The organism is Arthrobacter sulfonylureivorans (assembly GCF_047607445.1).
Lineage (GTDB): Bacteria > Actinomycetota > Actinomycetes > Actinomycetales > Micrococcaceae > Crystallibacter > Crystallibacter sulfonylureivorans_A.
Map to the genome: position 1 here is coordinate 1 of NZ_JBLKRT010000019.1, position 18,779 is coordinate 18,779.

At 66.5% G+C, this 18,779-nt stretch carries 17 protein-coding genes; 7 read left to right on the plus strand and 10 right to left on the minus strand.

Annotation, left to right across the window (positions count from 1 at the left end; translation table 11 throughout):
* A partial coding sequence (locus ACMX2H_RS10550; protein WP_414960454.1) for a maltotransferase domain-containing protein occupies positions 1-1,439 on the minus strand: 1,439 nt, incomplete at its 3' end.
* Between the two features lie 146 nt (positions 1,440-1,585).
* Here ACMX2H_RS10550 and glgP point away from each other — a divergent pair.
* The 5 genes from glgP to ACMX2H_RS10575 all read left to right on the plus strand — a co-directional run bounded on the left by glgP (position 1,586) and on the right by ACMX2H_RS10575 (position 7,534).
* A complete protein-coding gene (gene glgP / locus ACMX2H_RS10555) occupies positions 1,586-4,219 on the plus strand; it encodes an alpha-glucan family phosphorylase (protein ID WP_414960455.1) in 2,634 nt (877 codons plus the stop codon).
* Positions 4,220-4,536: 317 nt separating this feature from the next.
* Positions 4,537-5,601 (plus strand): YihY/virulence factor BrkB family protein, encoded by a 1,065-nt coding sequence (locus ACMX2H_RS10560; RefSeq protein WP_414960456.1) that lies wholly within the window; start codon positions 4,537-4,539, stop codon positions 5,599-5,601.
* Between the two features lie 48 nt (positions 5,602-5,649).
* Entirely contained in the window at positions 5,650-6,486 is an 837-nt protein-coding gene (locus ACMX2H_RS10565) for a hypothetical protein (RefSeq protein WP_414960457.1), read from the plus strand.
* Positions 6,483-6,950 carry a phage holin family protein gene (locus ACMX2H_RS10570; protein ID WP_414960458.1) on the plus strand — a complete coding sequence of 156 codons (468 nt, stop codon included), beginning with the start codon at positions 6,483-6,485 and terminating at the stop codon, positions 6,948-6,950. The genes ACMX2H_RS10565 and ACMX2H_RS10570 overlap by 4 nt, the downstream gene beginning before the upstream one ends.
* Positions 6,947-7,534: a DUF3618 domain-containing protein gene (locus ACMX2H_RS10575; protein WP_414960459.1), complete on the plus strand. Its 588-nt coding sequence runs from the start codon at positions 6,947-6,949 to the stop codon at positions 7,532-7,534. Before ACMX2H_RS10570 ends, ACMX2H_RS10575 begins: the two co-directional genes overlap by 4 nt.
* Before the next feature lie 78 nt (positions 7,535-7,612).
* On the opposite strand, the gene glgX is transcribed toward ACMX2H_RS10575, so the two are convergent.
* The 6 genes from glgX to ACMX2H_RS10605 form a co-directional block, all read right to left on the minus strand.
* Positions 7,613-9,607, minus strand: coding sequence for a glycogen debranching protein GlgX (glgX, locus tag ACMX2H_RS10580; RefSeq protein WP_414960508.1), 1,995 nt, complete (start codon positions 9,605-9,607; stop codon positions 7,613-7,615).
* 115 nt (positions 9,608-9,722) lie between these two features.
* Positions 9,723-10,703 carry a 23S rRNA (guanosine(2251)-2'-O)-methyltransferase RlmB gene (gene rlmB, locus ACMX2H_RS10585; protein WP_414960460.1) on the minus strand — a complete coding sequence of 327 codons (981 nt, stop codon included), beginning with the start codon at positions 10,701-10,703 and terminating at the stop codon, positions 9,723-9,725.
* A 118-nt stretch (positions 10,704-10,821) separates the two neighbouring features.
* A complete protein-coding gene (gene cysS / locus ACMX2H_RS10590) occupies positions 10,822-12,279 on the minus strand; it encodes a cysteine--tRNA ligase (RefSeq protein WP_414960461.1) in 1,458 nt (485 codons plus the stop codon).
* A 222-nt stretch (positions 12,280-12,501) separates the two neighbouring features.
* The gene (ispF, locus tag ACMX2H_RS10595) at positions 12,502-13,002 is read right to left on the minus strand and encodes a 2-C-methyl-D-erythritol 2,4-cyclodiphosphate synthase (RefSeq protein WP_414960462.1); all 501 of its coding nucleotides are present in this window, start codon (positions 13,000-13,002) and stop codon (positions 12,502-12,504) included.
* A gap of 2 nt (positions 13,003-13,004) precedes the next feature.
* Positions 13,005-13,772 carry a 2-C-methyl-D-erythritol 4-phosphate cytidylyltransferase gene (gene ispD, locus ACMX2H_RS10600; RefSeq protein ID WP_414960463.1) on the minus strand — a complete coding sequence of 256 codons (768 nt, stop codon included), beginning with the start codon at positions 13,770-13,772 and terminating at the stop codon, positions 13,005-13,007.
* Between the two features lie 90 nt (positions 13,773-13,862).
* A complete protein-coding gene (locus ACMX2H_RS10605; RefSeq protein ID WP_127513280.1) occupies positions 13,863-14,345 on the minus strand; it encodes a CarD family transcriptional regulator in 483 nt (160 codons plus the stop codon).
* 254 nt (positions 14,346-14,599) lie between these two features.
* Here ACMX2H_RS10605 and ACMX2H_RS10610 point away from each other — a divergent pair, with 254 nt between their 5' ends.
* Positions 14,600-15,136 (plus strand): hypothetical protein, encoded by a 537-nt coding sequence (locus ACMX2H_RS10610; RefSeq protein WP_414960464.1) that lies wholly within the window; start codon positions 14,600-14,602, stop codon positions 15,134-15,136.
* 86 nt (positions 15,137-15,222) lie between these two features.
* Here the strand turns inward: ACMX2H_RS10610 and ACMX2H_RS10615 are convergent, their stop codons facing one another.
* Entirely contained in the window at positions 15,223-15,903 is a 681-nt protein-coding gene (locus ACMX2H_RS10615; RefSeq protein ID WP_136787239.1) for a response regulator transcription factor, read from the minus strand.
* Positions 15,900-17,093 (minus strand): sensor histidine kinase, encoded by a 1,194-nt coding sequence (locus ACMX2H_RS10620; RefSeq protein ID WP_414960509.1) that lies wholly within the window; start codon positions 17,091-17,093, stop codon positions 15,900-15,902. The genes ACMX2H_RS10615 and ACMX2H_RS10620 overlap by 4 nt, the downstream gene beginning before the upstream one ends.
* Positions 17,094-17,276: 183 nt before the next feature.
* Between ACMX2H_RS10620 and phoU the strand changes: the two genes are divergently transcribed.
* Positions 17,277-17,936 carry a phosphate signaling complex protein PhoU gene (gene phoU, locus ACMX2H_RS10625; RefSeq protein ID WP_414960465.1) on the plus strand — a complete coding sequence of 220 codons (660 nt, stop codon included), beginning with the start codon at positions 17,277-17,279 and terminating at the stop codon, positions 17,934-17,936.
* Between the two features lie 65 nt (positions 17,937-18,001).
* On the opposite strand, the gene ACMX2H_RS10630 is transcribed toward phoU, so the two are convergent.
* Positions 18,002-18,760, minus strand: coding sequence for a phosphoglyceromutase (locus ACMX2H_RS10630; RefSeq protein WP_414960466.1), 759 nt, complete (start codon positions 18,758-18,760; stop codon positions 18,002-18,004).
* Positions 18,761-18,779 lie beyond the last annotated feature (19 nt).

The following is an 18,779-nucleotide window of genomic DNA, read 5'->3' on the forward strand; positions in this document are numbered from 1 at the left end:
ACAAAGAAGTTGGGCCGGAAGAAGGCCGCGGTCTCGTGGCTGACCTCGGTGAAGTACTCTTCGATCTCTTCCTTGGTATTGCGCCAGGTGAAGTAGCTGTAGGACTGCTGGAAACCGGCCCGGCCCAGCGCGTGCATCATGGCCGGGCGGGTGAAGGCCTCGGCCAGGAACACCACGTCCGGATGCTCGCGGTTCACGGTGCCGATCAGCCATTCCCAGAACCACACGGGCTTGGTGTGCGGGTTGTCCACCCGGAAGATCTTCACTCCGTGGGAGATCCACAGCTGCACAATCCGCAGCACCTCTTCGGAGAGGCCGCGCGGGTCGTTGTCGAAGTTCAGCGGGTAAATGTCCTGGTATTTCTTCGGCGGGTTCTCTGCGTAGGCGATGGTGCCGTCCACCCGGGTGGTGAACCATTCGGGGTGTTCGGTGGCCCACGGATGGTCCGGGGCGGCCTGCAGGGCCAGGTCCAGCGCCACTTCCAGGCCGACGGCTTCGGCCGCCGCCACGAAGGCGTCGAATTGCTCGAAGCCGCCCAGGTCGGGGTGGATGGCATCGTGACCGCCGTCCTTGGAGCCGATGGCCCACGGCGACCCGGGGTCCCCCGGTCCGGCGGTTAAGGTGTTGTTCGGGCCCTTGCGGTTGACCTCGCCGATCGGGTGGATCGGCGGCAGGTAGATCACGTCGAAGCCCATGGCGGCGACCGCCGGCAGCCGCTCGGCCGCCGTCGTGAAGTCCCCGGAGGTCCAGGTGCCGGCTGCCGGATCGTAGTGCGCGCCTTCCGAGCGCGGGAAAAATTCGTACCAGGCGCCGCGGCCGGCCCGTTCGCGTTCCACCAGGATGGGGTACTGCTTCGAGGGACTGACCAGGCTGCGGATCGGGTGGCTTCGCACCGCGTCCAGCACTGCGGCCGAGGTGCCCGCGGCGAGCCGCTCGTGCACCGACAGCGACTCGTCGGCGAGCGCGGCGGCGGCGTCGCGCAGCACCCGCGCATTCTCTTCGGGCCGGCCGCCCTGTCCGCCGGCCTGTTCCAGCAGCAGCCGGCCCTCGGTGAGCATCAGTTCGACGTCGACGCCGGCGGCGATCTTCACCTCCGCGTTGTGCCGCCAGGTGGCGTAGTTGTCTCCCCAGCCTTCAATGTGGAAGGTCCAGAGGCCGGTACCGGTGGGGCGCAGACGGCCATGCCAGCGGTCGGTGCCGGTGGCCCCGGGCGTGAGCCGGGCACGCTGGACGGGGTTGCCGTCCGGGTCGAACAGCACCGCGGTGGCGCCGATCTTGTCATGCCCCTCGCGGAAGACGGTGGCGGCTACCTCCAAGTCCTCGCCGGGGATCGCCTTGGCCGGGAAATCGCCGCCGCCCACCACGGGCCACACATCGACGACCGGGATCCGGCCGAATTTCAGGCGCTGCGTAGGTTGGGACGGGCTGTGCTCCTGCATCGAAGTCGTCACAAGACTAGACGTTAGCGAGAATCCTTCCCGATTGCGAAGGATCCAGACGCCCCGGAGACGGTTTGGCGGCCAGTTCGGCGCGCATTTACCTGCCGGTCATCGACCGGAGAAGTATCTGCGCTAACCTTGGCCGGGTGAAGGCAATACGCAGATTTACCGTCCGCACTGTCCTCCCCGAGAGCATTGCTCCGCTGGCTCGCCTGGCAGGCAATTTGCGCTGGTCCTGGCACCAGCCAACCCAGCAGCTCTTCCAACAACTGGACCCGCAGGCCTGGGCCGACGTGCAGCAGGATCCGGTGGCCCTGCTGGGCTCCTTTACCCGGGAACGGCTGCGATCGCTCGCCGCCGACCAGCAGGTAGTGTCCCGGGTTCGCGAACTCGACGCTGACCTGGATAAGTACCTGACCGAAGACCGCTGGTACCAGACGCTGGGCCCCGACGCCCCGGCGTCGATCGCTTATTTCTCCCCCGAATACGGAATCTCCCATGTGCTGCCGCAATACTCCGGCGGCCTGGGCATCCTGGCCGGTGACCATCTGAAGGCAGCGTCCGACCTGGGCGTGCCGCTGGTGGGTGTGGGCCTGCTCTATGCGGCCGGCTACTTCAAGCAGTCGCTGAGCCGCGACGCGTGGCAGCAGGAAACCTATCCCGTGCTGGACCCGGACGGCCTGCCATTGACCTTGCTGCGCGAGGCGGACGGGCAGCCGGCGCAGATCACCTTGCCGCTGCCCAACGGGCGCCGGCTTGGCGCCTACATCTGGCGGGCCGACGTGGGCCGGGTACCGCTGCTGCTGCTGGATTCCAACATTCCGGGCAACGACGAGGCCGCACGCGGCATCACCGACCGGCTCTACGGCGGCGGGGGCGACCACCGGCTGCAACAGGAGCTGCTGCTGGGCATGGGCGGGGTGAAGGCGCTGCGCGTCCATCAGCGGCTCACCGGTGCTCCGGCCCCGGAGGTCTTCCACACCAACGAGGGACACGCCGGTTTCCTGGGCGTCGAGCGCATCCAGGAGTTGGCGGCGGCCGGACTGAGCTGGGACGAGGCCTTGGCCGCGGGCCGGGCCAACACTGTTTTCACCACGCACACCCCGGTGCCGGCCGGCATTGACCGGTTCGACAAGGCGCAGATCCAGCACTTCTTCAGCGCCGGACTCGCCCCGGACGTGCCCAGCGCCAAGATCCTGGAACTGGGCGATGAAAATTACGACGGCGGAGATCCGTCCAAGTTCAACATGGCCGTGATGGGACTGCGGCTGGCGCAGCGGGCCAACGGTGTGGCCAAGCTGCACGGCGTGGTCTCGCGCGGCATGTTCCGCGGGCTCTGGCCGGGCTTCGACCAGCAGGAAGTGCCGATCGGCTCGGTGACCAACGGCGTGCACGTGCCCACCTGGGTGGACCCGCGGGTGGCGGAGTTCGCCCGGTCGGCCTTCGGCAACCAAACCGTGATCGACCGCCAGTGGGACCGGGTATACGACGCCGCCGACGAGGATATTTGGGCGCTACGCCGGACCCTGCGGACCAACCTGATTGACGATGTCCGCCGCAGGCTGCGGGCCTCCTGGAAGAAGCGTGGCGCCGCGGATGCCGAATTGGCCTGGACCGATTCGGTGCTGGACCCGGACGTGCTGACCATCGGTTTTGCCCGGCGGGTTCCCACCTACAAGCGGCTGACCTTGATGCTGCGCGATCCGGCCCGGCTCAAGGCGCTGCTGCTGCATCCCGAGCGGCCGGTCCAGTTGGTCATCGCCGGCAAATCCCATCCGGCGGACGAGCAGGGCAAGCGGATGATCCAGGATCTGGTGCGTTTCACCGACGACCCGGAGGTCCGGCACCGGATCGTCTTCCTGCCCAATTACGACATCGCCATGGCCCGCACCCTCTTTCCCGGTTGCGACGTATGGCTGAACAATCCGCTGCGTCCGCTGGAAGCCTGCGGCACCTCCGGCATGAAGGCGGCCATCAACGGCGGCCTGAATCTGTCCGTGCTGGACGGCTGGTGGGATGAGATGTACGACGGCGACAACGGCTGGGCGATTCCGACGGCCAACCCCTCCACCGAAGCCGGGACCGACGACGTGTTCGATCCGGATGAGCGGGACGACATCGAGGCCGCAGCACTCTACGACTTGGTGGAGCACCACGTTGCGCCGCGCTTTTACGCCGCCGAGATATCCGAAGGTGCCGGGGCCGCCGGCCCGTCGGAGCCGATCGGAACGGACACCGTACCGCACCAGTGGATTGCCATGATCAAGCACACGCTGGCCAACCTGGGGCCCGCTGTCTCCGCCGAACGGATGCTGCAGGACTATGTGGAGCAGCTCTACCGTCCCGCATCGGAATCCGGGCGGGCCGCCCGCACCGATGATTTTAAAGCGGCAAAGGAACTGGCTGCGTGGACCAGCAGGGTCCGCAGCGCCTGGGGCGACGTTTCGGTGGAGCACGTGGATTCGATGGGCATTACCGACGAACCGCAAATCGGCGAGTCGCTGACGGTCAATGCCTATGTCCGGCTGGGCCCGCTGGCACCCGACAACGTCACCGTCCAGGTAGTCCACGGGCTGGTCACCGACAATGACGACCTCGCGCAGACATCCAGCGACGACCTGACCGTGGCCGAGCAACTGGGCGACGGCCGCTATCTGTTCTCCGGCCCGGTGACTATCGACCGTTCCGGTTCGTTCGGCTATAGCGTGCGGGTGCTGCCCAGGCATGACGCCCTGGCCAACCCGGCCGAACTCGGCCTGGTGGCCAACGCCACGAACTGATCCCGGTCGTGCCCGGCAGAGTTCCCCGCCAACCGGCCCTGGCGGGGAACTCTGCGGGGCAAAATCCGGCTGAAAGTTAAACATTTTTTCGGCCGTGTTGGCACGCCGGACGAGCGCCGGGGCGCGGCGGCTGCCGTGGCCGATCTATCCGCGCCAACACTTCGTTGTTCCCCGTCCCGCGCTGCCCGCTTCCGCTGCCGCCGCAGCGGAAAATCTGCCCCTTCGTACGTTCTTCTGTATGGCATACCCCTTTATTATCAGCATGCTGACTAATAGCATGAGGGTGTCCGTCCGAATGAACCACCAAGGAGGCGAATATGGGCACCGGTACCGAGCAGGGCACCGCACCACCGCCGGACCATGAGGACAAGCCTCAGACTCCCCCGCAGGTGAAGAAGGCCTCTTGGAAATACATTTTCCGCAAGACTTTCCGCGAATTCACCGACGACGACTGCACCGATCTGGCCGCCGGCCTGACGTACTACGGCGTGCTGTCCCTGTTCCCGGGTCTGCTGGCTTTGGTTTCCGTTTTGGGACTGGTCGGCCAGGCCGAAGCAACTACCAACGCCATGATGGACATGGTGGAGAGAGTGGCACCGGGCCAAGCCGTCCAAGTGATCCGGCAGCCGATCGAGCAGCTGGCCAGCTCGCAAGGAGCGGGCTTCGCCTTCGTCATCGGCCTCGTGGGTGCCATCTGGTCGGCCTCCGGCTACGTCAACGCTTTCGGCCGGGCCATGAACCGGATCTATGAGGTCGACGAAGGCCGGCCGTTCTGGAAGCTCCGCCCGGTCATGCTGCTGATCACCGTTGTGGTGCTGCTGCTGGCGGTGCTGATGATGCTGATGCTGGTGCTGTCCGGACCGGTCGCGCAGGCCGTTGGTTCCTTCATCGGTCTCGGCGAAGTGGCACTGACCGTCTGGAACATCGCCAAATGGCCGGTCCTGGTCCTGTTCGCGGTGCTGATGGTCGCGGTGCTGTATTACGCGACGCCCAACGTGAAGCAGCCGAAATTCCGCTGGATGAGCCTGGGCGCCCTGATCGCGCTGCTGGTTCTGGCGCTGGCGACCCTCGGTTTTGCCTTCTACGTGGCCAACTTCGGGAATTACAAAAGGACCTACGGGGCCATCGGCGGCGTGATCGTGCTGCTGCTGTGGTTCTGGCTGGCCAACTTGGCCCTGCTGTTCGGTGCTGAGTTCGACGCAGAGACCGAGCGCGGACGCCAACTCCAAGCCGGCATCGCCGCCGAGGAAAACATTCAGCTTCCGGTCCGTGACAGTCGCAAGAGCGACAAGGACGCCGAGAAGGAAGAGGAGGACATAGCGCGGGGCCGCAAGCTCCGTCATGCCTACGGGCAGGAGGAGGGATCCCGCGAACACACCTGAAAACGTCAGGCCTGACAGGAAAAAACCCGATACAGAAAAGGAATTGCCATGACCACGAATTCAAGTTCCGGCAGTTACGACGAGGGAGTTCCCGTTTACCCGGCCGGCGGCGCTGCAGTCCCGCCGCCCACGACTCCGCCGACCACCGGGCCAACCACCGGTCAGGCCAGGAGCGAGACGGCCAAGACCGAGGCCAAGGAAGTTGGTCGCGAGGGGGTCGAAGCCGGCCAGCATGTGGCCGAGACGGCCAAGGGCGAGGCAAAACAGGTGGCTCATGAGGCCAAGGAAAAGGCCCGGAACCTGATGTCCGAACTGGGCGACGACGTCTACGGCCAGGCCCACGTGCAGCAACAGCGCGTCGCCTCGGGGCTGCGGTCGATAGGTGAAGAGCTGAGCTCCATGGCCCGCAACTCCGATCAGTCCGGAACGGCCACCCATCTGGTGAGCCGGGCCGCAGACCGGGCCGACTCGGTGGCGGGCTGGCTGGAAAACCGCGATCCGGGCTCGCTGCTGGACGAAGTGAAGCGCTTCGCGCGCCAGCGCCCCGGAGCGTTCCTGGCCATCGCGGCCGGCGCCGGTGTGCTCGCCGGTCGGCTGACCAAGGGCCTGACCGCCGACAGCGGCGGATCGGCCACGGGAACCGGACAGCGCGTGGGCATGCACCGTGCCACCGCCGGGCCGGTCTACGCCACACCGGAAACGGCCGGCAGCTACGACGCCCAGAGCGCAGCGGGCTTTGCGGCGCCGGGGGCACAGACGGGCTCGGCCATCGGTGGTGCACCGGCGCAGCCTGAGACAACCTACCCGGTCGGCGAACCGCCCGTCGGCGGTCGCGGCACCGCAATCCCGGACCGCAACCCCTATGACGACGGAGGAACACGATGAGTCATCAGCAGGTGCCCGGTCAGAGCAACCAGCGGGTGCCCGGCCAGGATGCCGCCGAGCCAACGCGGGCGGAAATCAAGGCGGAGAATGAGTCGCTCGGCGACCTGCTCAGCCAAGTCAGCAAGGACATCTCGGTGCTGATGCGGCAGGAAGTGGAACTGGCGAAGGCGGAGCTCAAGGAATCCGGCACACGCGCCGGCAAGGGAGCAGGCATGTTGGGCGGTGCCGGCGTGGCCGGCCATTTCGTCCTGCTCTTCCTCTCCTTGGCGCTGTGGACCTGGATCGCCTACGCAATCGGCCTGGCCTGGTCCGGGCTGGTCGTGGCAGTCATCTGGGCCATCATTGCCGCCATCCTCTACGCGGTGGGCCGCAAACAGCTCAAGACCGTCCGGGGGATGCCCCGCACCACCGAGTCAGTGAAGAAGATTCCGGAAACATTGAAGCCAAGTGAGGAAGCACGATGAGCCAGTCACCAGAAGAAATTCGAGCCGACATCGAACGCACCCGTGCCCGGCTGGGCACCGACGTTGACGCGGTGGCGGAGAAAGCCTCGCCGTCGAACATCGTTCACCGGCAGACGGACAAGGTGAAAGATTCCGTGGGCCGGGTCAAGGACAAGGTCATGGGTGCTGCCGACGACGCCGGCAGCAGCACGAAGTCCATGATGCACGACGCCGGCGAGATGGCCAGCGACGTCCCGCACCAGATCGCCCGCAAGACGGAGGGCAATCCGTTGGCAGCAGGCCTGATCGCGTTCGGCGCAGGCTGGTTGCTGTCCTCGTTGTTCCCGTCCAGTCGTGTGGAACAGCAGGCAGCCGAGAAGGTCAAGGAAGAAGCCCAGCCGGTGGTCCAGAAGGTCAAGGACGCAGCCCAAGAGGTGGCCCAGGACATGAAGGAGCCGGCCCGGGAGGCCGCCGAGGACCTGAAGTACTCGGCCCAGGACTCGATGGACAAGGTCAAGGCCGAAGGTACTTCCGCCGCCCAGGACGTCAAGGACCGGGCGCAGGAGGCCCGCGGGAATGTGCAGGAGCCGCCGCGGCAGATCTGATCCGCTCGGATCAGATTCCACCGCGCGATCATCCGGCGCCGGGAAAGCCCGTCTGGGGCTCCCGGCGCCGGATTCGTGTCAGGAGCGGTAGATCGAGATGGCGTTGGCGCCGACGATGTCCTTCTCGCCGCTGCGGATCTTGGCCCCGCGCCGTTGGTCGTCGACGTCTGCGGTGGTGTAGAGCAGTTCGAAGGGAATCTTTTCGCCGGGGCGCTTGCCAAAGTCCCGCAGGGATCGTGGAGCAGGCATCACGATCTTCTGCGGCTGGTAGCCCCCGTTAATGACCACCAGGCCGTCGATCACCCCTTGCGGCGAGCCCATCAGCAGCTGAACCATGCGGCAGTCCGGGTCGTTCCAGTCATCCGGTGTCATCGGTTCGCCGTCGGCATTGAACCAGAGCAGGTAGGAACTCTCCTCCCGCGCCGGATAGTTGTAGGGCTGGTGCGCCAGGAAGGAGCGGCGGATCCGCAGCAGCCGGCGGGTGACCTCAAACATGCGGTGTTCGCGCTCATCCAGCTGCCAGTCGGTCCAGGCCAAGGCGTTGTCCTGGCAGTACGCGTTGTTGTTCCCTTGCTGGCTGCGCCCAATTTCGTCACCGGCACAGATCATCGGCACGCCCAGCGACAGCAGCAAGGTGGCCATCAGGTTCCGCGCGGTCCGCTCGCGCGCGTCAAGGATCTGACTGTCGCCGGTATGCCCTTCGACGCCGTGGTTGTAGCTGCGGTTGTCGTCGTGGCCGTCGCGGTTTTCCTCGCCGTTGGCCTCGTTGTGCTTGCGGTGATAGGACGTCAGGTCGGCCAAGGTGAATCCGTCATGGGCGGTGACGAAATTCAATGAAGCCAGCGCGGTCCGGCCGGAGCCGGCAAACAGTTCGGTGGATCCGGCCAGGCAGCTCGCCAGCCTGGCCACGGTTCCGCCGCGTCCGCCCGACGCCGCGGCGGCTTGGTCCGCCAGCCAAAAATCACGGACGGTGTCGCGGAAACGGTCGTTCCAGTCGGCCCAGCCCGGCGGGAAGTGGCCGGTCTGCCAGCCGCCGTCGCCCACGTCCCAGGGTTCGGAGATCAGTTTGGCTCCGGACAGGACCGAGTCCGCGCCGACGGCCACCAAAAACGGGTGGCGGGGATTGAACTGGTTGTGCCCATCCCGCCCCAGGGAAACGGCCAGATCGAAGCGGAAGCCGTCGATGTGGAACTCTTCTACCCAGTAGCGCAGCGAGTCCAGGGCCAGCTGGATCACCCGGGGCTCGTTGAAGTTCATCGTGTTCCCGCAGCCCGTGGTGTCCAGGTAGTTCCCGTGGCCGTCGTGCCGGTAGTACACGTGGTCCGCCAAGCCGCGGAAGGAGTACGTGTCCTGGTTTTTCCCGCCCTCGGCGGTGTGGTTGTACACCACGTCCAGGACCACTTCGATCCCGGCTGAGTGCAGCTTCTTCACCATCGCCCGGAACTCGTCCTGGACAGCCTGCGGTCCGGCGGCTTGGGCGGCCGCGGTGGCGTAGCCCGGCCAGAGCGCGAAGAAGCCCAGCGTGTTGTAGCCCCAGTAGTTGGCCAAGCCGAGGTCCTGCAGGTGCGGCTCGTCCAAGTGGTAGTGCACCGGCAGCAGCTCCAGCGTGGTGATGCCCAGCTCCTGCAGGTAATCGACCATCACCGGATGTGCCAAGCCGGCATAGGTGCCGCGCAGCTCCTCGGGAATCTCCGGATGCAGCATGGTCTGGCCCTTGACATGGCACTCGTAGACCACGGTGTCCCGCCACGGAATGTGCGGGCGCGCGTCGTTCCCCCAGTCGAAGCCGCCGGTGACGTACACCGAACGCAGCACACCGCCGTCGTCGTCAATGCCACGCCCATACGGATCCAGCAGCAGCTGCCCCGAAGCCGGGACCGGCTCGCCGTGCGGCCAGAAGGCGTACCGGCTGCCGGCCTCCAGCCCTTTGACCGTGCCATGGTGGACGCCGTCGGTGAAAGCATTCAACTCGGCGCGCTGCCAAACCCCCTCGCCGTCCTGGAAGTGGACGTCCACGGTGGCAAACCCGGGCGCGAAGACCGCTACATTCACCGCACCGGGGATCGGCGGCATGCCCGGGGCCGTCTCGCTGACCCCCAGCGGAAAGGCCCGCGACAGCTGTGGCTGGCGCGCCGGAGGCCTGGCGGGAATGCTCTTGGCGTGACGAGCCACAGCGGTCCACCTGCTCCTAGCGGGCGCGCTGCCGCGAGATTTCGTACAGGCTGATGCCCACCGCCATGGAGGCGTTGAGCGATTCCATCGCCGAATCGATCGGGATAGAGACGATCTGGTCGCAGTTTTCGCGGACCAGCCGGGAGAGGCCCTTGCCCTCGGAACCGACCACCAGGCACACCGGCTCGGTGGCCAGGGACAGGTCAGGCAGCGAGACGTCGCCCTCGCCGTCCAGGCCCAGCACGAAGATGCCCAGCTGCTGGAAAGCCTTGAGCGTGTTGGTCAGGTTGTTCGCCTTGGCCACCGGCACGCGCACGGCGGCGCCCGCGCTGGTCTTCCAGGCGGAGGCGGTCATGCCCACGGAGCGGCGCTCGGGCACCACCACGCCGTGGCCGCTGAACGCGGAAGCGGAACGGATGATGGCTCCGAGGTTGCGCGGATCGGTGATGCCGTCCAGTGCCACGAACAGCGGGGCGTTGTTGATGTAGCCCTTCTTGAACTTGGCCATGGTTTCCTCGGCCAGCTCCAACGCGTCCTGATATTCGTAGGGCGGGATCTGCAGGGCCAGGCCCTGGTGGACGGCGTCGTCGGTCATCCGGTCCAGTTCCGGCTTGTGCGATTCGAGCACCGGGATGCCGCGTTCGGCGGCGATCTTCAGGGATTCCTTGACCCGGTCGTCCATTTCGATCCGGACCGCTACGTGCAGGGCCTTGGCGGGCACGCCGGCGCGCAGTGCTTCCACCACGGAATTCCGCCCGGTCACCATCTCGCCGGCGGACTTGCCGCGGCGGGCAGCGGGACCGCGCTGGCCGCCCTGGTGTTTGGCGGCCGAGCGTTCGGAGAGCTGCTTGGCGCGGTACGCCTTGTGGTACGGGCGGTCTTCGGCCTTCGGCGTCGGCCCCTTGCCTTCGAGCGCTTTGCGCCCGTGGCCGCCGGTTCCTGTGGTGGGTCCCTTCTTGGACTTGCGCACCGCTCCGGGGCGAGGTTTGTTGGCCATCGAAAACTACCTTTGGTGTTGGGGAAGGTAGGTTCCCGCTGCCGCACTCCGGCGGTGGCCGGCTGGCCCGACGGGAACCGTCTGGCTTAAAGGGTACCGCCAACCGTCCCAGCTGCTGTTAGCTGAGGCTCCAGCTCACGCCTTCGGCCGAGTCCTCCACGACGATTCCGGCCTCGGTCAGCGTGTCGCGGATGGCGTCGGCGCGGGACCAGTCCTTGGCCGCCCGGGCCGCCCGGCGCTCCTCCAACTGGGCGCGCACCAGCGTGTCCAGTGCCTGGTGGGCCGCAGTATCCGCGCCGCCGGAGTGCCAGTGCGGATCCAGCGGGTTGATGTGCAGCACGTCGGTCATCGCCATGACCTGGTGCAGCGCGCGAGTGGCCGCTTCCTTGTCTTTGGCGTCCAGAGCGGTGTTTCCGGCCCGCACCGTTTCGTGGACCGCGGCCAGCGCCTGCGGCACGTTGAGGTCGTCGTCCATCGCGGCGGCAAACGCGTCCGGCACGCGCTCGGTCACCATCAGGCCGAACTGTCCCTCGCCGTAGAGGAACTTCAACGCACGCTGCATGAAGCCCTCGATCCGCTCCACCGCGGCGGCCGCTTCCACCAGCGAACCCGGATTGTAGTCCAGCGCGGACCGGTACTGAGCCTGGCCCAGGTAGTAGCGGACCACCAGCGGCCGGGCATCCTGGAGCATTTGCGCCGGGGTGATGATGTTGCCGATCGACTTGGACATCTTCTCGCCCTCGAAGGTGACCATGCCGTTGTGCATCCAGAAGTTGGCGAAGCCGTGGCCGGCCGCGCGGGACTGCGCCACTTCGTTCTCGTGGTGCGGGAAGCGCAGGTCCAGTCCCCCGCCGTGGATGTCGAACTCGGTGCCCAGGTACTTGGTGACCATGGCCGAGCATTCCAGGTGCCAGCCCGGCCGGCCGGCGCCCCAGGGGCTGGTCCAGCTGGCGGTCTCCGGCTCCCCGTCCTTGTGCCCCTTCCAGAGCGCAAAGTCGCGCGGGTCCTTCTTGCCGCGGGGTCCGGCGTCGGGTGCGGCCTGCATGTCCTCGATCCGCTGGTGCGTCAGCGAACCGTATTCGGGCCAGGAGCGCACGTCGAAGTAGACGTCCCCGGAATCGTCCAGCGCCGGGTAGGCGTGGCCCCGGTCGATCAGCTGCTGGATCAGCCGGTGCATCTCCGGGATGTGGCCGGTGGCGCGAGGTTCATAGGTGGGCCGTTCCACGCCCAGCGTGTCGTAGGCCTTGGCGAACTCCTGCTCATAGCGGTAGGCCAGCGCCCACCACGGCTCGTTCGGCACCGGCACCACCTCGGCGGCGTCCGGGCGGAAGGACTCGGCGGACTTATCCAGGATCTTGTCGTCAATGTCCGTCACGTTGCGCACCACCGTGACGGAGAAGCCGCTGTAGCGCAGCCAGCGGGTGAGCTGGTCGAACGCGATGGCCGACCGGATGTGGCCCACGTGCGGGTCGCCCTGGACCGTGGCCCCGCAGTAATAGAGCCCCACCTTGCCCGGTACCAGCGGGACGAAGTCGCGTACTTGCGCGGTGGCGGTGTCATAGAATCTCAGGCTCACCGCTCTAGCGTAGCCGTGCCCGCGCTGCCGGTGCGAACCATTGAGCCGCCGGTCATTCACGCAGCGCACGAACCGCTCCCGTTGGACCGGTTTGCTCCCGCTCGAGGGGGAGCAAACGATCCAACGGGAGCGTCGGCGCCGGGTCCCGCAGCCGACGAGCACTACCCGCGCTGCCCGCGCTGCCCGCGCCGGACTCCTCCACCCGTGATGCGGGCTGCGCCCTTAACGGACGGAAACAACGACGGCGGTGGCCACCGCCGCGATCCCCTCGCCCCGGCCGGTGAAGCCCAACCCGTCGCTGGTGGTGGCGGAGACGCTGACCGGTGCACCGGCGGCCTCGCTGAGCACCGCCTCGGATTCCGGCCGGCGTGGCCCGAACTTGGGCCGGTTGCAGACCAGCTGCACCGCAATGTTCCCGATCTCGAACCCTGCCTCGCGGACAATCCGGGCCGCCTCGGACAACAACCGCACGCCCGAAGCGCCCGCGTACTCCGGCCGGTCGGTGCCGAAGTGCGTGCCCAGGTCGCCGACTCCGGCCGCGGAGAACAGCGCGTCGGCGGCAGCGTGCGCGGCAGCGTCGCCGTCGGAATGGCCGGCCAGGCCCTGCTCTCCCTCCCACAGCAGTCCGCCCAGCCACAACGGCTGGGGGTCCGCCGCAGGGGCGAAGGCGTGCACGTCCACACCAATTCCGGTGCGGGGGATCGGATACGGGATTTGGGGCACAATCAGCCTTCCATGGTGTTCGGCTGGCGGGCGGCCAGCAGTGCTTCGGCCACAGCCAGATCCAGCTGCGTGGTGATCTTCAGGGCCTGCGCGGAGCCGGGCACGAGCATGACATCAATTCCGCTGCGTTCCATCAGCAGTGCCTCGTCGGTGATGCCGTCGGCCTCCGCCGGCGCCAGACCGGCCAGGCTTTGGTGCGCTTGGGCCAGCGCAGCGGCGTCGAATCCCTGCGGGGTCTGCACGGCCCGCAGTTGCACGCGGTCCACCGTGGCCGCCACTTTCTCCGGCGCGATGTCCGCCTCTGCTCCGGTGCTGGGCGTCGCAGTCTTGATGGTGTCCACCACTGCTACCGCAGGAACGACGGCGCGGGCTCCCGCAGCCAGTGCGTCCGCTACCCGCTGGAACACCTCGGGCGGGGTGAGTGCCCGGGCGGCATCATGCACCAGAACCCTGGTGGCTCCCTCCCCCAGCCCGCGCAGCGCCGCGGCGACCGAGGCCGCCCGGGAGGCACCGCCGTCGACGGTTGAAATGTCCACTTCCGGGTGCTGCGCCGCGAAGCCGGCACAGACCTGGCGCAGCGCTGTATCCCCGGCGGGCACAGCCACGCAGATCCGGGCGGCCACGCCGGATTCCACCACACCACGGAGGGCATGCGCCAGGATCGTCTCACCAGCCAACGGGACCTGGGCCTTGGGCAGCCCGTAGCCCAACCGGGTGCCGGAGCCTGCCGCCACCACGATCACGCCCACCGATGCCTGTGCTGTGCTCATCCCCCTAGCCTAATCCGGCCGCCCGGCTTCTCTGCCGGCATGCAAAAGCGACCGGCATCCCGTTCAGGATGCCGGCCGCTTGGAGCACAATCAGGAGGCGAGGACCTCGTCGAGGACTTCGGCTGCCTTGTCTTCGTCGGTCTTCTCTGCCAGGGCGAGTTCGGAAACCAGGATCTGGCGCGCCTTGGCCAGCATCCGCTTCTCGCCCGCGGAGAGTCCGCGGTCATGGTCCCGGCGCCACAGGTCGCGGACAACTTCCGCTACCTTGATGACGTCGCCGGAGGCCAGCTTTTCCAGGTTCGCCTTGTAGCGGCGGGACCAGTTGGTCGGCTCTTCGGTGAACTCGGCACGGAGCACATCGAACACATGCTCGAGGCCTTCCTTGCCCACTACATCGCGGACCCCGACCAGATCCACATTCTCCGCCGGAACTTCAATCGTCAGATCGCCCTGGGCAACCCGGAGCTTGAGATACATCTTCTCTTCACCTTTGATGGTGCGCATTTTGATCTCTTCGATCTTTGCAGCACCGTGGTGAGGGTAAACAACCGTCTCGCCGACCTCAAATACCATCTGTAGTATCCCCTTTCCCGACCACCAGTTTACCATGGATGATTCAGCCACTTCCGCGAGTTTGCAGGGGTAACGGCCCGTCCCGGGGCTAAAATGCGGCCCCTGACCCTCTTGACGGATCACGGATTTGGTGCATTCGAGGGGATTCTTACAGACCCCGAATCCTACTTTTCACCGGTTTGCCGATAGGCTAGGCGAGGCAAGCTGCCTAGATCTGCAGCACCGCACCTGATTGATACTGAGGAGTTTCTGCCGTGAAGATTGCGCCGAAGAACCGTGTGCAGCGCACCCTTGTAGCAGGCGCCGCCGCGCTCACCCTGCTCGCATCGACCGGATGCGGCGCAATCAACGAACAGGCCACCACCAAGTCCTACTCCGCCAGCGACGGCATTGTGGCCAACGTTGGCCCGATCGGCCTGCGCAACGTGATGGTTGTTGCCGAGAACGAAGACTCCACCGGCCGCCTCCTCGGCACCGTGGTGAACAGCTCCGATTCCCCCGTGCAGTTGAGCATGACGGGCTCCGGCAGCACCGCCACCGTCACCGTTCCGGCCGATGGGCAGATCAACTTCGAGGACGAGAAGAACAAAACCACGGTGGACCGCCCGGGTGCCGCGCCCGGCGCCCTGGCCAACGTCACGGTCCGCGTGAACAACGAATCGGCCGAAGTCAAGATCCCGGTCTTGGACGGCACGCTGCCCGAATACAACAGCTTCCTCCCCACCCCGGCACCGACCGAGAGCGCTGCCCCGGAGGAATCCCCCGCGCCGACCGACGAGGCCGGGGCCTGATCCCACCTACCTAGCTCAAAGGCCGGGCCGCTTCCCTTTCAGGAAGCGGCCCGGCCTTTTTGCGTCCTGCCAGCGGCGCGGCGGGCTTACGGCTCGAACTTGTAACCCAGCCCGCGCACGGTGACCAGGTAGCGCGGTGCAGACGGGTCAGGCTCGATCTTGCTGCGGAGCCGCTTGACGTGCACATCCAGCGTTTTGGTGTCACCTACATAGTCGGAGCCCCAGACCCGGTCAATCAGCTGTCCCCGGGTCAGGACCCGGCCGGAGTTGCGCAGCAGCATCTCCAGCAGTTCGAATTCCTTCAGCGGCAGCGACACCGGCTCGCCGTCGACACTGACGACGTGCCGCTCCACGTCCATCCGCACCGGGCCGGAGGAAACGGTGTTCGGCACCAATTCCTCCGGTTCGCCCTGGCGGCGCAGTACCGCACGCACCCGTGCCACCAGCTCGCGTGAGGAATAGGGCTTGGTGACATAGTCGTCGGCACCCAGTTCAAGCCCCACGACCTTGTCGATCTCCGAGTCCTTGGCGGTGAGCATGATGACCGGGACGGAGGACCGCTGCCGCAGCTGCCGGCACACTTCCGTGCCGGACTGTCCCGGCAGCATCAGGTCCAAGAGGACCAAATCCGCGCCGGCCCGGTCGAACGCCACGATGGCTTCCAGCCCGTTGTCCACTACCTCGACTTCGAAGCCTTCTTTACCCAACAGATAACTCAACGGATCGCTCAGCGACTCTTCATCTTCGACGACCAGAATGCGGGTCAAGCACCGACTCCTTGTTCATGCGCCACACCGGCGCCCTGCGTACGCGGCTCCACGGATTCAGTGGCGCCGCCGTCTTCCTGCTCCATTTCCGGCAGCCGTACGGTGAAGGTGGAACCCTGCCCGGGCTGTGACCACACCGATACTTCTCCGCCGTGCTGGGAGATGACGTGTTTAACAATGCTCAAGCCCAGACCTGTTCCGCCGGTCTGCCGCGAGCGGGCGTCGTCGAGCCGATAGAAGCGCTCGAAGATCCGGTCCTGCTGGTCGGGGGTGATGCCCGGGCCCTGGTCGGTCACCGAGACGGTCGCCAGGCCCTCACGCACCCGCAGCCCCACGCCCACCTTGCTGCGTTCGGGCGCATACCGGATCGCGTTGTCGATCAGGTTCCGCAGCGCCGTGGTCAGCAGCTCGGCGTCGCCGAAGACCGGGACACCGATGTTTCCGCCGACGGACAGTTCAATGTGCCGGCTTTCCGCGGTGAGCTTGTTGCGGTCCACGGCTTCGGCGACCACTGCGTTCAGGTCCACCTCGGTGCCGCCCTGCACCACGTCCGCGCCCTGCAATCGGCTCAGCTCGATGATGTCCTGCACCAGCGCGCCCAGCCTGCGGGCCTCCTTGTGCATGCGGCCGGCAAAGCGCCGGACGGCTTCGGCATCGTCGGCCGCGTCGTCCATCGCTTCGGCCAGCAGCGAGATCGCCCCGACAGGAGTCTTGAGTTCGTGCGAGACGTTGGCGACGAAGTCGTTGCGCATGGCCTCGGTCCGCGTAATTTCGGTCCGGTCATCGGCCAGCAGCAGGATGTACTCCTCACCGATCGGCGCCACCCGCACCTGCACCACAATGGTGCCCTGGCCCAGCGGACCGCGGGGCAGTTCCAGCTGGCGCTCTTCGATCACGCCGTCGCGGCGCACCCTGGCGGTCAGGTCCAGAAGTTCGGAGTGCACCATGGTGTGGCCGCGGACCAACCCGAAGGCGTAGGCGGCCGGGCTGGCGCGCACCACGCCGTCGATTGCGTCCACCACCACGTAGGCGCGGCCGACGACGGAAAGCACCTCGGCGGCTCCGTCCGGCAACGTCGGCTCGGCTACTTCCTGCAGCCGTCGCCGCTGCCGGTCGCTCAGGCCGAACGCGAGCACACCGAAGCTGCCCAGCGCCAAACCTACGAGTCCAGCCAACAGGCCGATAGTCAGTGGATCCACGCTTCTAGCTTAGGCGCAGCCTGCCACGGCATCAGGCCGATCCGGTAGTAATCGCCAGTCCGTTCAACTAACGTTCACCTGAGGCGGCGTAATAGTTAACCACCGCCTGACAGGGTGTGATGCGAATGGGATGCTAGGTCCCGTATGCTCACGAACACAAGCGAAAGGACGCCAGTGCGCAAGGTTTTCCAGGCCGAGCTCCATCAAGTCGGAGAACAGCTGGTAGAAATTTCCCGGCTCGTCACCGAGGCAATGCAAAAGGCAACCACTGCGCTCGAGACCGCAGACATCGAGCTGGCCCAGGAAGTCATTGCCGCCGACGCCCGGATTGACTTCCTCCAGACTGATCTGGACGAGCGCTCCATCGACATCCTGGCGCTGCAGGGGCCGGTAGCCTCCGACCTGCGCATGATTGTGGGCGCACTGCGGATGAGCGCCTCGCTGGAGCGGATGGGCGACCTCGCCCGGCACATCGCCCAGTTGGTGCGCCTGCGCTACCCGGACACCGTCATCCCCGAGTCGATGCGCGAGACGTTCCGGGAATTCGCCGAGAAGGACATCGCCATCTCGGAGAAGCTGACCGAGCTCCTCGAGACCCGCGACCTGGAACTTGCCACGCAGATTGATGTGAGCAACTCCCGCGTCAACGAACTGCACGCCGGCGTCTTCAAGGCCATCGCCGATCCGGCATGGGACTCCTCCGGACCCACCACGGTGGACGTCTCGCTGGCCAGCCGCTACTTCGAGCGCTTTGCCGACCACGGTGTTTCCGTCTCCCGCAAGGTGACCTACCTGGTGACCGGCGAGTGGCGCCCCAACGCCCAGTCGATCTAACAACCGCTTAAACCGCAAAGGCCGGCTCCCCGCAGGGAGCCGGCCTTTGCGGTTTAAGCCAGTGGTTACTTTTTGCCCTGGTTGGCCACGGCCTGGATAGCTTCGGCCGCGGCGTCGGCGTCCAGGTAGGTGCCGCCCGGGGTGACCGGCTTCAGGTTCTCGTCCAGTTCGTACACCAGCGGGATGCCGGTGGGGATGTTCAGTCCGGCGATGTCGTCGTCGCTGATGCCGTCCAGGTGCTTGACCAGCGCGCGCAGCGAATTGCCGTGCGCGGCCACCAGCACGGTCTTGCCCGCGGTGAGATCCGCGGAGATGTCCGACTCCCAGTACGGCAGGAACCGCTCCAGCACATCTTTGAGGCACTCGGTCCGCGGAACATTGTTGCCCAGGTCCGCGTAACGCGGGTCGTTGACCTGCGACCATTCGCTGGCGTCGTCCAGGGCGGGCGGCGGAGTGTCGTAGGAGCGGCGCCACATCATGAACTGCTCCTCGCCGAATTCGTCGCGGATCTGCGCCTTGTCCTTGCCCTGCAGGGCACCGTAGTGGCGCTCGTTCAGCCGCCAGCTGCGCTTGACGTCGATCCAGCTGCGGTCGGCGGCCTCCAACGCAATGTTGGCGGTGACGATGGCACGCTTCAGCCGCGAGGTGTACAGGACGTCCGGCAGCAGGTTGTTTTCGACCAGCAGTTCGCCGCCGCGGTGCGCTTCCTTGCGTCCCAGGTCGGTCAGCGGGACGTCGACCCAGCCGGTAAAGAGGTTCTTTTCGTTCCAGTCGCTCTGCCCGTGGCGCAACAGGACCAGCGTGTGTTTCGAGGTGGCAGTCATGGCTGCAATCCTAGCGGAG